Origin of the sequence: Thermomonas sp. S9, assembly GCF_024704365.1 — a bacterium.
Classification (GTDB): Bacteria; Pseudomonadota; Gammaproteobacteria; order Xanthomonadales; family Xanthomonadaceae; genus Thermomonas.
Window position 1 is genome coordinate 2,291,703 of record NZ_JAJDFY010000001.1, and the last position, 14,812, is coordinate 2,306,514.

Sequence of the window (14,812 nt, forward strand, 5' to 3'; positions counted from 1 at the left end):
ATGAGCACCGAACTGATCCCGTTTGATTTCGAAGGCCGTCCGGTCCGGGTCGTCACGGATGCCCAAGGCGAACCGTGGTTCGTCGCGGCGGATGTGTGCGCGGTTCTTGAACTGCCGAACACCACCCGCGCCCTGGCGCGACTGGACCCTGACGAGCAAGCCCTGATCTCAATTCAGGGCATCTCGCGCGGCAATGACCAGGTCAACGTCGTCAACGAGCCCGGCCTCTACAGCCTGGTGCTGGGTAGCCGCAAGCGCGAGGCCAAGCACTTCAAGCGCTGGGTGACACACGAGGTGCTGCCGGCGATCCGCAAGACGGGCAGCTACACGGCGCCAAGTGCACGCCCGACCCTGCCGGCACCCACCCAGGACCGCGTCGCCGCTCTGCTGCTGATCGGCGAGGCCGTGGCCAAGGTGCCGGGGGTCAAACCCGGCATCGCGATGGCGGCCACGCTCACCTGCATCCAGGAGAACACGGGCCTGGCGGTCGAGACGCTGCGCCGCGCCCTTCCTGCCAGGGACACTGCCGCGAACGAGGCGATCTGCTCGCTCAACGCCACCCAGCTCGGCAGGCTGCTCGGCCTGTCGGCCAAGGCCACCAACCAGCGTCTGGCCGCGCACGGCCTGCAGTTGCGCAACGAACGCGACGAGTGGGAACTGACCGAGGCCGGCGAGGCCTGGGCCGAGGCGATGCCGTACTCCCGCAACGGGCACAGCGGCTACCAGATCCTCTGGAACCCTCTGGTGGCCGAGCGGCTGAAGGAGGTGGCGTGATGGCCCTTCCCATCATCACCGCCGATGAGCGCCTCGCCGAGAAGCAGGGCGTCAAGCTCGTGCTGCTGGGCAAGAGCGGCATCGGCAAGACCAGCCAGTTGAAGACCCTGCCCGAAGCCTCGACCCTGTTCGTCGACCTCGAGGCTGGCGACTTGGCCGTCAAGGACTGGCGCGGCGACTGCGTGCGCCCGAGCACCTGGCCGGAGTTCCGCGATCTCGTGGTGTTCCTCGCCGGCCCGAACCCGGCGCTGCCCGTGGACGCACCGTTCTCCGAGGCGCACTACCGGCATGTGTGCGAGCGCTACGGCGATCCCGGTCAACTCGCCAAGTACGACACCTACTTCGTCGACTCGATCACCGTGCTCGCGCGCCTCGCCCTGATCTGGGCCAAGACCCAGCCGCAGGCCTACAGCGAGCGCACCGGCAAGCCCGACACCCGGGGCGCCTACGGCCTGCTCGGCTCGGAACTGATCGGGGCGCTGACCCATCTGCAGCACGCGCGCGGCAAGCACGTGGTGTTCGTGGCCATCCTCGACGAGCGCCTGGACGACTTCAACCGCAAGGTCTTCGTGCCGCAGATCGAGGGCGCCAAGACCGCGGCGGAACTGCCCGGCATCGTCGATGAAGTCGTCACCTTGGCCGAGATCAAGGCCGAGGACGGCAATCCGTACCGCGCCTTCGTCACCCACACCGTCAACCCCTACGGCTATCCGGCCAAGGACCGCAGCGGCCAGCCTCGAGTTGCTGGAGCCGCCGAACCTGCGCGCGCTGATCGACAAGTGCGCCGCCGCCACTCGAATCCCGACATCCAAGGAGTAAGCCATGACCGATTGGTGCGATTTCAACGACGCGCAGCAGCAGCCCAGCTTCGACCTGATCCCCAAGGGCACGCTCGCCCGCGTGCGCATGACGCTCAAGCCCGGGGGCTTTGACGACCCGGCCCAGGGTTGGACCGGCGGCTACGCCACGCAGAGCAACGAGTCCGGCTCGGTGTATCTGGCGGCCGAGTTCGTCGTGCTGGAGGGCGAGTACGCCCGGCGCAAGCTCTGGAGCAACATCGGCCTGCATTCCCCGAAGGGCCCGGCCTGGGGCCAGATGGGGCGCAGCTTCGTGCGCGCCGTGCTCAATTCCGCCCGCAATGTCCATCCCCAGGACATGAGCCCGCAGGCCGCCGCCGCGCGGCGCATCCAGGGCTTCCACGAGCTCGACGGCATCGAGTTCCTCGCCCGCATCGACGTCGAGAAGGACGGCCGCGGCGAGTTGAAGAACGTCGTCAAGAGCGCCGTCGAGCCCGACCACCCGGACTACGCCCGGCTGATGGGGCTGCCGCCGAAGAACCCCGGCAGTGGTTCCACCGGCGCGCCCGCCGCAGCAACCCCGCCGCGCACGACGCCGCCCGTCAACCCGCAACGCCCCGCCATGCCGGGCAAGCCCGCCTGGGCGCAGTGAGAGGAGGGTCAGTGAAGTGTTGGGTCTGCAAACGACAGGCGCGCGGCTACGGCCACTCGGACCTTCGGCATCCGGTGGGCGATGCCCGGCGCTATCCGATCGACTGGGTGTTCTGCTCGCGGCGTTGCCAGGAGGCGTTTCACGCGCTCTACGGCCACTGGCTGCGCGTGCAGGAAGGACGCTCGCCCAAGACGGAGGTGGCCATGATCGACCCGTCTGACGTCGAACTGGCCGCGATGAAGAAGTGCCTCAAGGCCTTCGGCGAGGTCGCGGGCGAGATCGGCTTTGCCAAGCCGCTGGGCGAGTATTCCGAGGCTGAGGCGATGCAGGTGATCGACGCCATCGTCACCTGCTACACGGAGGCGATGGTCGAGCACCACGAGGCGACCAAGTATCCGCCGGTGCGGGGCTTGAAAGACCCGGTGTCCGACCCCTTCGCCGACCTCGAGGACGATCTGCCGTGGGAGGAGCCGAAGGCTCAAGCGCAGACGGCACGCACGGCAGCACCCAAGGAGGCGCGGCGATGATGGACTTCAACGCCTCCAAGAGCCTGTCGGGTCAGCTCACGGCGCTGATCGATGCCGGGCTGCAGCAGTCTCGCGCGGCGCAGCCTCGCCGCACCTACCTCGGCGCCTCGCGCCTCGGGGTCGCCTGCGAGCGCGCGCTGCAGTACGAGGTCGCCGACGCCCCGGTCGATCCGGGTCGCGAGACCGACGGCCGCCTGCTGCGCGTCTTCGAGCGCGGGCGCGTCTCTGAGGACTGCATGGTCGGATGGCTGCGCGCGGCGGGCTTCGATCTGCGCACGCGTAACGACGCGGGGGAGCAATTCGGCTTCTCGGCGCTGGACGGGCGCCTGCAGGGCCACGTCGATGGCGTGCTCGTCGCCGGGCCCGACCTGGGGTTCGGTTGCGGCTACCCGGCGCTGTGGGAGAACAAGTGCCTGGGCGCCAAATCGTGGCGCGAGTTGGAGAGACATCGCCTCGCGGTCGCCAAGCCCGTCTACGCCGCCCAGGTCGCGCTCTACCAAGCCTATCTCGAACTGCACGCGCACCCGGCCCTGTTCACGGCGGTGAACGCCGACACCATGGAGATCCACGCCGAGCTGGTGCCGTTCGATGCGGCGTTGGCGCAGCGCATGTCCGACCGGGCCGTGAAGGTCATCACGGCCACCGAGGCGGGCGAACTGCTGCCGCGCTCGTTCTCCGATCCCACCCATGTCGAGTGCCGGATGTGTCCGTGGCAGGACCGGTGCTGGAGGGCCGCGGCATGAACGAGACACCGCTGCACCCGGTGCTCGGGGAGCGCCTGATCGACGCACGCGAGGCGGCACTGGCGCTCAATCTGCCGCACTACTGGCTCACGCACGCGAAGGAGCGCCGACGTCTCGGCCTGCCGCACTACCGGGTGGGCAAGCTGCTGCGTTTCAAGCTCTCCGAACTGATGGCGTGGATGGAGGAACGTCAAGCCCTGCTCACGGCCGACGCAGGGCACGAGGAGGAGTCGGATGCTGGACTTCAATGACACCGCACCCGCGCCCGAGATCCCGGCGTCCGAACGCCGCGAGGCCGTGCGCGCCGCGCTGCTCGCGAGGCTGGAGTCGGTGCTGTTCACCCTGTTCCCCGCTGGAAAGAAGCGACGCGGCAAGTTCGTCATCGGCGACGTGCTCGGCAGCCCGGGGGACAGCCTGGAAGTCGTGCTCGACGGCGACAAGGCGGGACTGTGGACCGACCGGGCCACCGGTGAGGGCGGTGACGTCTTCGACCTCATCGCCGCTCACCATGGCCTCGATACGCACACCGAGTTCCATCGGGTGCTCGAAGCCGCCGCGGACCTGACGGGGCGCGCTCGACCGGTCGCGCCGCGCGGACGGAAGAAGGACGCTGCGGTCGACGACCTGGGTCCCGCCACCGCCAAGTGGGACTACCTCGACGCGCAGGGGCGGCTCATCGCCGTCGTCTACCGCTACGACCCGCCCGGGCGCAAGAAGGAGTTCCGGCCCTGGGACGCCAAACGGCGCAAGATGGCCCCCGCCCGAGCCGCGGCCGCTGTACAACCAGCCGGGGATCCAGGACGCCGCCCAGGTCGTGCTGGTCGAGGGCGAGAAATGCGCCCAGGCCTTGATCGACGCCGGCGTGTGCGCCACCACCGCGATGCACGGGGCGAATGCGCCCGTGGACAAGACCGATTGGTCGCCGCTGGCGGGCAAGGCCGTCTTGGTCTGGCCTGACCGCGACAAGCCGGGCTGGGAGTACGCCGTGCAGGCGGCCCAGGCGATTCTGTCGGCGGGCGCGAAGACCTGCCACATCCTGTACCCGCCCGAGGAAGCGGCGGACGGCTGGGACGCGGCGGACGCCGTGATGGAGGGCTTCGATGTCGCGGCCTTCCTCGCCCACGGTCCGCGTGTGCAGGTGCATGACATTGCGGACCCCGGCGAGCCGGTGATCGGCGCGGATGAATCGGTGTGGGGCACCGAAGATGCCCTGGCGCTGGCCTTCACCCGGCGCTACCACCGCGACTGGCGCTACGTGGCGGCCTGGGGCCGCTGGTTGGTGTGGGACGGTCGGCGCTGGCGCAACGAGGAGACGCTGGCGGCCACCGACTTGATCCGCGGTGTCTGCCGACACGCGGCCCTCCAGGCCGACAACCCCAAGCTGGCGGCCAAGCTGGCCACCTCCGGCACCGTCGGCGGCGTCGAACGCCTGGCTCGCGCAGACCGACGTCATGCCGCGACCACCGCCGAGTGGGACGCCGATCCCTGGCTGCTCAACACCCCAGGCGGCGTGGTCGACCTCAGGACGGGGCGCATGCGCGCACACGACCGCGCCGACCGCATGACCAAGATCACCACCGCCACGCCCGGCGGCGACTGCCCGACCTGGCGGCGCTTCCTTGCCGAAGTCACCGGCGGCGACGCGGACCTGCAAGCCTATTTGCAGCGCGTCAGCGGCTACTGCCTGACCGGCTCGACCCAGGAGCATGCGCTGTTCTTCCTCTATGGCACCGGCGCCAACGGCAAGTCGGTGTTCGTGAACACCCTGGCCACGATCCTCGGCGACTACGCCGCCAGCGCGCCGATGGACACCTTCATGGAGACGCGCAGCGACCGGCATCCAACCGACATGGCGGGCCTGCGCGGGGCGCGCTTCGTCTCCTCCATCGAGACCGAGCAAGGGCGGCGCTGGGCCGAATCCAAGGTCAAGAGCCTCACGGGCGGCGACAAGATCTCCGCGCGCTTCATGCGGCAGGACTTCTTCGAGTTCTGGCCGCAGTTCAAGCTTTTCGTCGCCGGCAACCACAAGCCCGCCATCCGCAACATCGACGAGGCGATGAAGCGGCGGCTGCACCTGATCCCCTTCACGATCACCGTGCCGCCCGAGCGGCGCGACAAACACCTGCAGCAGAAGTTGCTGGCCGAGCGGGACGGCATCCTGGCCTGGGCGCTGGAAGGGTGCCTGGCCTGGCAGCGCCTGGGCCGGCTCGATCCGCCGCCGCAGGTCGTGGCCGCCACCGAGGAGTACTTCGAAGCCGAGGACGCGCTGGGCCGCTGGCTGGAGGAGCGCTGCGTGCGCGAGGCCAATGCCAAGTCACTGACCGCCGAACTGTTCACCGACTGGAAGCAGTGGGCGGAGGCCGCCGGCGAGTTCGTCGGCTCACAGCGCCGCTTCTCCGACCTCTTGATCACCCGCGGCGTCGAGAAATGGCGCAACGCCGCCGGCATCCGGGGCTTCCGTGGCGTGGGTCTCAAGCACCCGATGCAGCCCGCCTACACCCCCTATGCCGACGACTGAACACCCGTGACCACCGACAGGACTGACGCATCTGACGCTGTCCATCGTAAGTCTCTACGCGCGCGCGCGTGCGCGCGCCTCACGGGAACTATCGATATCGTGCGTCGGATGCGTCAGTCCCCACCGAACGAGGACTGACACCATGCACACCACGATCCTGGCCCTCGACCTGGGCACCACCACCGGCTGGGCGCTGCGCGACCGCACCGGCCGCATCACCAGCGGCAGCCAATCCTTCAAGCCGCAGCGCTTCGAAGGCGGCGGCATGCGTTTCCTGCGCTTCAAGACGTGGCTTGCCGAACTGAAGATGCATGCCGACGGGATCGACGCGCTGGTCTTCGAGGAAGTGCGCCGCCACGCCTCCACCGATGCCGCGCACGCCTACGGCGGGTTCCTGGCCACGCTCACGGCCTGGTGCGAGCACCACGGCATCCCCTACCAGGGCGTGCCGGTGGGCACGATCAAGAAGCACGCCACCGGCAAAGGCAACGCCCGCAAGGACGCGGTGATGGCGGCCGTGCGTGCGCGCGGCTACCTGCCCACCGACGACAACGAAGCCGACGCCCTGGCGCTGTTGCACTGGGCCATCCAGCAGCACGACGCGGCGCAGGAGGACTGAGATGATTGTTCCGACCCCTCGCTACCGCTGCCCGCTGGGGCGCCTGCAGCCCGAGCCGATGGACGTGGAGGCCGTCAAGCGCCGCGGCTGGCGCGAGCAACGCCTGCTCGTCGTCTCCCTCGAGGACGACCGGCTCGACTGGATGGAACGCGAGCTGATCCGCCGAATCGGCGAGCGGCTCTACGGTGCACGGGAGGCGCGCCATGGCTGAGTGGACCGTCGAGCGTGTGGCCGAGCGCTTCCGGGAGGCGGCCATCACCGCCCACCGCCTGCCGCCCGTGCGCGTGCAGGGCTACTTCAACACCTGGCCCGCGATCCGGCGCATGCCCTGGGAGACGCTGGGGGCTGAGCCGACGATCCGGCGCTTCCCGCCCAGCCCCGAGGCCATCGAGCGCATGCTCGAGACCATGCGCTGGGTCTTGTGGCTGGAGGAAGAGGAACGGCATCTCGTGTGGATGCGTGCCGAGCGCCACCGCTGGCGCGACATCTGCGCCCGCTTCGGCTGCGATCGGAGCACGGCGTGGCGGCGGTGGCAGCGGGCGCTCTCGATCGTGGCGGACGCGCTCAACGGCAACCGAGAAGCGGACCGCCTGCCCAGCCGTTCGCTTGACAAGACGGGGTTGCAGGAATCCAATAACAGTTATTAACTGTTAGGATGCAAGCCCATGCCGACGAGTGTCGCCCTCAGCCCCCATTTCGAGGCGTTCATCAAGGAGCAAGTCGCCTCCGGTCGCTACAACAACGCCAGCGAGGTCGTTCGCGCAGGCCTGCGTTTGCTGGAAGAGCAAGCCCAGCGTCACGCCCTGCAGCTGGAAGAGCTGCGCGCGGCCATCACGGCCGGTCGATCCAGTGGTCCGGGGCAGCCGGCCGAAGAGGTCTTTGATCGTCTGGAGGCGAAGTATCGGGGTCAGGCGAAGCGCCGGACGACATGAACCGGCTCGTCATCACCCCGCTGGCCGCAAGCGACATCGAGGAAATCGGCGACTACATCGCCCAGGACAATCCGAGCCGGGCCGTCAGCTTCATGGCAGAACTTCGCGTGCAATGCAGGAAGATCGCCGCGGCACCCCAGGCGTACCGGCTTCGCCCCGAGCTCGGCGAAGGCATTCGATCCTGCGCCCACGGCAACTACGTGATCTTCTTCTGCGCGTACGACGATGAAGTGAGCATCGTGCGCGTCTTGCACGGCGCGCGCGATATCGGCGCCCAGTTCGGTGGCTAGCACCGGTCAAGTGGGCGTCTTGGATGGCCATGAAGAATCGCCCCGACCGGATCCTCGAGGCCGTCCACGAGACGGCGCGCGACCTGCATCGCCTAGGCTTCATCGACAAGCGCAAGATGCGCAAGTACGACGCGCTGTGCCTGGAGCCGGTGCATGAATACGACGCTGAGAAAGTGCGCGCCCTGCGCGAACGCCTGCACTTGAGTCAGGCCGTGCTGGCCTCGGTCCTCAACACCAGCGTCTCGACCGTGCGCAAGTGGGAAGTGGGCGACAAGAAGCCCAGCGGTCCCTCGCAGAAGCTGCTCGACCTCATCGAACGCAAGGGGCTGGAGGCCGTGCTCTGAAGTCGCGGGGCACGAGCGCATGCCACCACGCCTGCGTGTTTTGGCGTGATTTGGCGGGTGGGGTCGTGCATCCGGATGCGTCTGCGGCGAAATGCGACGTTGGCCACTGCAACAGATCCGCCGGTCCGGGGGTAGCATTTCGGCTAACTTCTGGACAGCGGCGTCGGTCGAGGAAGCCGCCCAGCCATCCACGGGTCCTTCCTGGGCACCGAGCCATGCGGGGGGCGCGAGCGCGGCGCTTCGCCACCGTCAGGATGCAAACCGAGGTTTGCAGGGTTTGCGGTTTGCAGCCCTCCAGCCCGAGACCTTCTCCCCGACACCCCCAGCCCGCCCACGGTCCGCCGTCGGCGGGCTTCTTCGTTTCCGAGGCACCGATTCTGGACACGCTCGCCGTCACGTACCGCAAGGTCGAGACGCTGATCCCCCTACGCCCGCAACAGCCGCACGCATTCCGAGGCGCAGATCGCCAAGATCGCCGCATCCATCGTCGAGTTCGGCTGGACCAATCCGATCCTGGTGGATGGCGAGAACGGCATCATCGCCGGCCACGGGCGTCTGGCGGCGGCGCGCAAGCTCGGGCTCGAGAAGGTGCCGGTCATCGAACTGGCGCACCTGACCCCGGCGCAGAAGCGTGCGCTGGTGCTGGCCGACAACCGGCTGGCGCTGGAGGCCGGCTGGGACGATGCGATGTTGGCGCTGGAGTTCGCCGAACTGGCCGACGCCGGCTTCGATCTGGACCTGACCGGCTTCTCGGCCTCCGAGATCGAAGGCCTGCTCGACGCCATCGAGGAGACGGAACCGTCCGCCGATGAGGACGAGCGTGCGCCGGAAGGCGACGCGGACGAGGACGACGTCACGCCGCCCACGGTTGCGGTCACGCGGCCCGGCGACTTGTGGCTGCTGGGCGAACACCGGCTGCTCTGCGCCGACAGCAGCGACGCGGCCGCCGTCGCGCGCCTCCTCGAGGGCGAGCGGGCGCACCTGCTCTTCACCAGCCCACCGTATGCCAACCAGCGCGACTACACCACCGGCGGCATCGCGGACTGGGACGCGTTGATGCAGGGCGTGTTCGGCGCTGCCCGCGCGGCACTGCGCGAGGACGCGCAACTCCTGGTCAACCTCGGGCTCGTGCATCGCGACAACGAGTGGCAGCCGTACTGGGACGGCTGGATCGCATGGATGCGCACGCAGGGCTTTCGGCGCTTTGGCTGGTACGTCTGGGACCAGTCGGTGACCGTGCCCGGCGACTGGGCCGGGCGGCTGGCGCCCCGGCACGAGTTCGTCTTCCACTTCAACCGACGCTCGCGCAAGCCGAACAAGATCGTGCCCTGCAAGTGGGCCGGGCACGAGACGCACCTGCGCACCGACGGATCGTCCACCGCGATGCGCGGCAAGGACGGCAAGGTCGGCGCCTGGAACCATGCCGGACAGCCCACGCAGGCGTTCCGCATCCCAGACTCGGTCGTCGAGGTGACGCGCCAGCGCGGCCGCATCGGTGAAGGCATCGATCATCCGGCGGTGTTCCCGCTGGGCCTGCCGAAGTTCTTCATCGAGGCCTACACCGACGCGGGCGAGATCGTCTTCGAGCCGTTCGCGGGCTCCGGCACCACGCTGCTGGCCGGCCAACTCACCGGCCGCCCGGTACGCGCCATCGAACTCGCTCCAGAGTACGTGGACGTCGCGCTGCGCCGCTGGCTGCAGCACCACCCGGGCACGGTGCCTGTGCTGGAGGGCAGCGGCCGGACCTTCGCCGAGGTCTCGGCCGAGCGCTTGGGCGAGACGGCGGAGGTCACTGCATGAGCTGGCTGGCCGATCGCATCGAGCACTGGCCGATCGACAAGCTGCTGCCCTACGTGCGCAATGCCCGCCAGCACTCGGACGAGCAGATCGCCCAGATCGCGGCCTCCATCGCGGAGTTCGGCTTCGTCAATCCCATTCTCACCGGCGCCGACGGTGTGCTGGTCGCGGGCCATGGGCGGCTTGCCGCGGCGCGTAAGCTGGGTCTGGCCACCGTGCCGGTGGTGGTGCTCGATCACCTCACGCCGACCCAGCGCCGCGCCCTGGTGCTCGCGGACAACCGGCTCGCGGAACTCGCGACCTGGGACGATGCCCTGCTGCGCATCGAACTGGAGGCGCTGCAGGACGATGGCTTCGATCTCGATCTCACCGGATTCGACGCCGATGCACTGGCAGAACTGCTGGCCGATGAGGAACCACAGATCGAGGGCCGGACGGAGGACGATGCCATCCCGGAGATGCCGGAAGAGCCGGTGTCTCGGCCGGGCGACGTCTGGCGGCTCGGGCCGCACCGCCTGGTCTGCGGGGACGCGACCACCGCCGAGTCCTATGCGCGCCTGTTTCCGGACGGCGAGCGGGCGGATATGGTCTTCACCGATCCGCCCTACAACGTGAACTACGCCAACAGCGCGAAGGACAAGCTGCGCGGCAAACACCGCCCCATCCTCAACGATGCGCTGGGCGAAGGCTTCTACGATTTCCTCTTTGATGCGCTGGCGCTGATCATGGCGCACACCCGAGGCGCGATCTACGTGGCGATGTCGTCGAGTGAGCTCGACACCCTGCAGGCGGCCTTCCGCGCCGCCGGCGGGCACTGGTCGACCTTCATCATCTGGGCCAAGAACACCTTCACGCTGGGCCGCTCGGACTACCAGCGCCAGTACGAGCCGATCCTCTACGGCTGGCCCGAAGGCGCGACGCGCCACTGGTGCGGCGACCGCGACCAGGGCGACGTCTGGCAGATCAAGAAGCCAGCGAAGAACGATCTGCACCCGACCATGAAGCCGGTGGATCTGGTCGAGCGGGCCATCCGCAACTCCAGCCGCCCCGGCGACGTGGTGCTCGACCCCTTCGGCGGCTCGGGCACGACCTTGATCGCCGCCGAGAAGGCCGGGCGCGTGGCGCGGCTGATCGAGCTCGACCCGAAGTATGCGGACGTGATCGTGCGGCGCTGGCAGGACTGGACGGGCCAGCAAGCCACCCGCGAGGCGGATGGCCTGGCCTTCGATCAGGCGGCGAGCGACTCGTCGGCGATCGCGCAGTGAATCACGAACCCGGTCAGATTGGGCAGCCCGCGCGGGATGTGCTGCCCCATCGCGACTCAGGCAAGCCGGTAGACGCGCTCGCCGCCCGGGGATTTCTCGGAGACGATCGTCAGGCCCAGTTTCTTTTTCAGCGCCCCGGCCAAGGTGCCGCGCACCGTGTGCGCCTGCCAGCCGGTGCTGTCCATGATCTGGCGGAGGGTGGCGCCTTCGGGACGCTGCAGCATCGCGATCACCTGCGCCTGCTTGCTGTGGGCGCGGGGGCGGCGGGGCTCGGCGCTGCGATGCGCATCCTGCGCCCAGGCCGCTTCGGCGGCGTTCACCGCCGCCTCCAGGTCGGCCTCGTCGCGCGCCGTCTGCGCCTGCTCGGCCCGGGCGATCACCGCATCGAGTTTCGCAACGAAGGACTGGCGCGGGGCGGTGCGGGCACCCGGGCGCGGCACGCCCAAGGCCTCGTAGCCTGCGTCGGCAACGACCCAGACCTCGCCCTGGCGGGCGATCAGGGCGCGGTTGGCCAGGCCGTCGAGCACCTTGCGGCGGGCACCGCCTTGGATGTGCTCGGGGAACCAGTCGATTCGGCCGTCGGTGTGCTCGAGCCGCATGGGCCAGGATCGCGTGCTGGGCGGGGGTCAGGGTGATGGTGCTCATGGTCTGCTCCTGGATAGGGATGGATCGGCGCGAGTCAGTCTTCCCACAGGTGCTCGCCATCGAGGCTGATCCACAGGCGCGCATCGCGCGCGGTGGCCATCTCGCGCACCGCCAAGCCGGTTTTGAGGTGGGTGCCGGTCTTGCCGGTGAAGTCGTAACGCTGGCCGTCGTGCATCACGGTCGCTGGGCCTTGCTCGTCGAACTCGACGCGGATCAGGCGGGTGCCGAGGGCGTTGCCGTTGGTGTCGGTGACCTGGGGTTGGCGGATGCGCAGGGTCATGGTCTGCTCCTTGGTGCGTGGTGATCGGGTGAGGTGATGAACGCGCTGTTCGCCCGTGAAGCCAAGCGTTTTCTGCGGGTGTTGGCCAAGAACTGACGATGACTTGATCGAAGAGGGCCATGGGCATCTCGATTCGCGCCTACGCCCGCCACCGTGGGGTATCGGACACCGCCGTGCACAAGGCCATCCGCACCGGGCGCATCACGCCCGAGGCGGACGGCACCATCGACCCAGACCGGGCCGACCGCGACTGGACCCGGAACTCCGAGCCGCCGAAGGCGGGAACGGGCTCCCGGACCGTGAAGGTGCGTGTGGCGGAGGATCCGGCCCCCAACCTCGCCACCGGCCTGCCCGCAGGCGGCACCACGCTCGTGCAGGCGCGCACGGTCAACGAGGTGGTCAAGGCGCAGACCAACAAGGTGCGGCTGGCCCGCCTCAAGGGCGAACTGGTCGATCGCCACCAGGCCATCGCGCATGTGTTCAAGCTCGCCCGCACCGAACGCGACGCCTGGCTCAACTGGCCGGCGCGGATCTCGGCGCAGATGGCGGCCCGGCTCGGCGTGGAGGCTCACACCCTGCACGTGGCCCTGGATGCCGCCGTGCGCGAGCACCTCGCCGAGCTCGGGGAACTCAAGGTTCGGGTCGATTGATGGACGAGTTCGCCTATGAGGGCTGGGACGTCATCGAGCGCGCTTGGCGCGAGGGCCTCACGCCGGACCCGCTGCTCACCGTCTCCGAATGGGCCGACCGTCACCGGGTGCTGTCGAGCAAGGCCTCGAGCGAGCCGGGGCGCTGGCGCACCAGCCGCACGCCGTATCTGAAGGCGATCATGGACTGCCTGTCGCCGACCTCGCCCGTCGAGCGCGTGGTGTTCATGAAGGGCGCGCAGGTGGGCGCGACCGAGACCGGCTCGAACTGGATCGGCTACGTGATCCACCACGCCCCCGGGCCGATGATGGCGGTGTGGCCCACCGTGGAGATGGCCAAGCGCAACTCCAAGCAGCGCATCGACCCGCTGATCGAGGAGTCGCCGGTGCTCTGCGAACTCATCGCCCCGGCGAGAAGCCGCGACTCGGGCAACACCATCCTCGCCAAGGAGTTTCGTGGCGGCGTGCTGGTGATGACCGGCGCGAACAGCGCGGTGGGCCTGCGCTCGATGCCGGTGCGCTATCTCTTTCTCGACGAGGTGGACGCCTACCCGCTCGATGTCGAGGGGGAGGGCGATGCGATCTCGCTCGCTGAGGCGCGCACGCGCACCTTTGCGCGGCGCAAGATCTTCATCGTCTCGACGCCGACGATCGCGGGCGCCTCGGCCATCGAGCGTGAGTACGAGGCCAGCGACCAGCGCCGCTACTTCGTGCCCTGCCCGCATTGCTCGCACCGGCAGTGGCTGCGCTTCGAGCAACTGCGTTGGGAGAAGGGCCGGCCCGAGACGGCGGCGTACGTCTGCGAATCATGCGAGACGGCGATCGCCGAGCACCACAAGACCTGGATGCTGGAGCACGGCGAGTGGCGCGCGACGGCGGAAGGCTCGGGCAAGACGGCGGGGTTTCATCTGTCGTCGCTGTACAGCCCGCTGGGCTGGCGCGCCTGGCGCGAGATCGCCGCCGCGTGGGAAGCCGCCGTCAGTAAAGAGTCGGGATCGGCCGCTGCCATCAAGACTTTCAAGAACACCGAGCTCGGCGAGACCTGGGTCGAGGAGGGCGAAGCGCCCGACTGGCAACGCCTGCTGGAGCGCCGCGAGGACTATGCCATCGGCACCATTCCCGCCGGCGGGCTCTTGCTCACTGCCGGCGCCGACGTGCAGAAGGACCGCATCGAGGTCTCGGTCTGGGCCTTCGGGCGTGGCAAGGAGGCCTGGCTCATCGAGCACCGGGTGCTGATGGGCGACACCGCACGGGATGCGGTGTGGAAGGCGCTGGGCGGGATGCTCGCCGAGACCTGGACCCATGCCTCGGGCGCGGCCATGCCGCTGGCCCGCTTGGCGCTGGACACCGGCTTTGCGACACAGGAGGCCTACGCCTTCGTGCGCGCCTGCCGCGACGCGCGGGTGATGGCGGTCAAGGGCGTGCGGACGGGTTCGATGGGGGGCGCAGCCCTGATCGGCACACCGACGGCGGTCGATGTCTCGCAGGCGGGCAAGAAGCTGCGCCGGGGCATCAAGGTGTATGCGGTCGCGGTGGGGCTCGCCAAACTCGAGTTCTACAACCACCTGCGCCAGAGCGCGGAGGTGGCCGACGACGGCGTGACGGTGACCTACCCGGCCGGATTCGTCCACCTGCCCAAGATCGACGCCGAGTTCATCCAGCAACTGTGCGCCGAGCAGCTCGTCACCCGGCGTGATCGCCACGGCTTTGCGGTGCGCGAGTGGCAGAAGATGCGCGAGCGCAACGAGGCGCTGGACTGCTACGTGTATGCCCGTGCTGCTGCTGCGGCCGCAGGGCTCGACCGCTTCGAGGAACGCCACTGGCGCGAACTGGAGCGGCAACTGGGGCTGGCCAGTCCGCCAGCCCTTGAAACACCTACTGAATCGATCACCGAGGCCACCCATCGAGGTGGCCTGGGTGTTTCTGGCAACCGCAACACCGGCCGGCGCGTGATCAAGAGCCGCTGGCTGTCCTGACGAGGA

The 14,812-nt window shown here is 68.9% G+C and carries 19 protein-coding genes; 17 read left to right on the forward strand and 2 right to left on the reverse strand.

What is annotated here, in order from left to right:
• The 15 genes from LJB71_RS11410 to LJB71_RS11480 all read left to right on the forward strand — a co-directional run bounded on the left by LJB71_RS11410 (position 1) and on the right by LJB71_RS11480 (position 11,258).
• A complete protein-coding gene (locus LJB71_RS11410; protein ID WP_143969818.1) occupies positions 1 to 774 on the forward strand; it encodes a BRO family protein in 774 nt (257 codons plus the stop codon).
• Positions 774 to 1,706: an ATP-binding protein gene (locus LJB71_RS11415; RefSeq protein ID WP_259304272.1), complete on the forward strand. Its 933-nt coding sequence runs from the start codon at positions 774 to 776 to the stop codon at positions 1,704 to 1,706. Before LJB71_RS11410 ends, LJB71_RS11415 begins: the two co-directional genes overlap by 1 nt.
• Positions 1,597 to 2,223 carry a hypothetical protein gene (locus tag LJB71_RS11420; protein WP_259304273.1) on the forward strand — a complete coding sequence of 209 codons (627 nt, stop codon included), beginning with the start codon at positions 1,597 to 1,599 and terminating at the stop codon, positions 2,221 to 2,223. The genes LJB71_RS11415 and LJB71_RS11420 overlap by 110 nt, the downstream gene beginning before the upstream one ends.
• 11 nt (positions 2,224 to 2,234) lie before the next feature.
• Positions 2,235 to 2,750 (forward strand): DUF6511 domain-containing protein, encoded by a 516-nt coding sequence (locus tag LJB71_RS11425; protein ID WP_259304274.1) that lies wholly within the window; start codon positions 2,235 to 2,237, stop codon positions 2,748 to 2,750.
• The gene (locus LJB71_RS11430) at positions 2,747 to 3,493 is read left to right on the forward strand and encodes a hypothetical protein (protein ID WP_259304275.1); all 747 of its coding nucleotides are present in this window, start codon (positions 2,747 to 2,749) and stop codon (positions 3,491 to 3,493) included. Before LJB71_RS11425 ends, LJB71_RS11430 begins: the two co-directional genes overlap by 4 nt.
• Positions 3,490 to 3,744 carry a helix-turn-helix domain-containing protein gene (locus LJB71_RS11435; protein WP_115044441.1) on the forward strand — a complete coding sequence of 85 codons (255 nt, stop codon included), beginning with the start codon at positions 3,490 to 3,492 and terminating at the stop codon, positions 3,742 to 3,744. The genes LJB71_RS11430 and LJB71_RS11435 overlap by 4 nt, the downstream gene beginning before the upstream one ends.
• Positions 3,745 to 4,286: 542 nt before the next feature.
• Entirely contained in the window at positions 4,287 to 6,011 is a 1,725-nt protein-coding gene (locus LJB71_RS11440; RefSeq protein WP_259304809.1) for a phage/plasmid primase, P4 family, read from the forward strand.
• Between the two features lie 142 nt (positions 6,012 to 6,153).
• Positions 6,154 to 6,630, forward strand: a complete 477-nt coding sequence (locus LJB71_RS11445; protein WP_259304276.1) for a hypothetical protein — start codon at positions 6,154 to 6,156, stop codon at positions 6,628 to 6,630.
• Between the two features lies 1 nt (position 6,631).
• Positions 6,632 to 6,841, forward strand: a complete 210-nt coding sequence (locus LJB71_RS11450) for a hypothetical protein (RefSeq protein WP_123770443.1) — start codon at positions 6,632 to 6,634, stop codon at positions 6,839 to 6,841.
• Positions 6,834 to 7,277, forward strand: a complete 444-nt coding sequence (locus LJB71_RS11455) for a DUF6362 family protein (RefSeq protein ID WP_259304277.1) — start codon at positions 6,834 to 6,836, stop codon at positions 7,275 to 7,277. Before LJB71_RS11450 ends, LJB71_RS11455 begins: the two co-directional genes overlap by 8 nt.
• Before the next feature lie 18 nt (positions 7,278 to 7,295).
• A complete protein-coding gene (locus LJB71_RS11460; RefSeq protein WP_024892269.1) occupies positions 7,296 to 7,562 on the forward strand; it encodes a type II toxin-antitoxin system ParD family antitoxin in 267 nt (88 codons plus the stop codon).
• Positions 7,559 to 7,852: a type II toxin-antitoxin system RelE/ParE family toxin gene (locus LJB71_RS11465; protein WP_259304278.1), complete on the forward strand. Its 294-nt coding sequence runs from the start codon at positions 7,559 to 7,561 to the stop codon at positions 7,850 to 7,852. The genes LJB71_RS11460 and LJB71_RS11465 overlap by 4 nt, the downstream gene beginning before the upstream one ends.
• Before the next feature lie 29 nt (positions 7,853 to 7,881).
• A complete protein-coding gene (locus LJB71_RS11470) occupies positions 7,882 to 8,196 on the forward strand; it encodes a DNA-binding transcriptional regulator (protein ID WP_259304279.1) in 315 nt (104 codons plus the stop codon).
• Positions 8,197 to 8,679: 483 nt separating this feature from the next.
• On the forward strand, positions 8,680 to 9,996 hold the full coding sequence (locus LJB71_RS11475) for a site-specific DNA-methyltransferase (RefSeq protein ID WP_259304810.1): 1,317 nt from the start codon (positions 8,680 to 8,682) through the stop codon (positions 9,994 to 9,996).
• On the forward strand, positions 9,993 to 11,258 hold the full coding sequence (locus LJB71_RS11480) for a site-specific DNA-methyltransferase (protein ID WP_259304280.1): 1,266 nt from the start codon (positions 9,993 to 9,995) through the stop codon (positions 11,256 to 11,258). Before LJB71_RS11475 ends, LJB71_RS11480 begins: the two co-directional genes overlap by 4 nt.
• Positions 11,259 to 11,314: 56 nt before the next feature.
• Here LJB71_RS11480 and LJB71_RS11485 read toward each other — a convergent pair whose 3' ends face one another.
• On the reverse strand, positions 11,315 to 11,785 hold the full coding sequence (locus tag LJB71_RS11485; protein ID WP_259304281.1) for a DUF3489 domain-containing protein: 471 nt from the start codon (positions 11,783 to 11,785) through the stop codon (positions 11,315 to 11,317).
• Positions 11,786 to 11,937: 152 nt separating this feature from the next.
• The gene (locus tag LJB71_RS11490; protein ID WP_259304282.1) at positions 11,938 to 12,183 is read right to left on the reverse strand and encodes a hypothetical protein; all 246 of its coding nucleotides are present in this window, start codon (positions 12,181 to 12,183) and stop codon (positions 11,938 to 11,940) included.
• 119 nt (positions 12,184 to 12,302) lie between these two features.
• On the opposite strand from LJB71_RS11490, the gene LJB71_RS11495 reads away from it, so the two are divergent.
• Together LJB71_RS11495 and LJB71_RS11500 are read left to right on the forward strand one after the other, a co-directional pair.
• Positions 12,303 to 12,833 (forward strand): hypothetical protein, encoded by a 531-nt coding sequence (locus LJB71_RS11495; protein ID WP_019562352.1) that lies wholly within the window; start codon positions 12,303 to 12,305, stop codon positions 12,831 to 12,833.
• Positions 12,833 to 14,806: a phage terminase large subunit family protein gene (locus LJB71_RS11500; protein WP_259304283.1), complete on the forward strand. Its 1,974-nt coding sequence runs from the start codon at positions 12,833 to 12,835 to the stop codon at positions 14,804 to 14,806. Before LJB71_RS11495 ends, LJB71_RS11500 begins: the two co-directional genes overlap by 1 nt.
• Positions 14,807 to 14,812 lie beyond the last annotated feature (6 nt).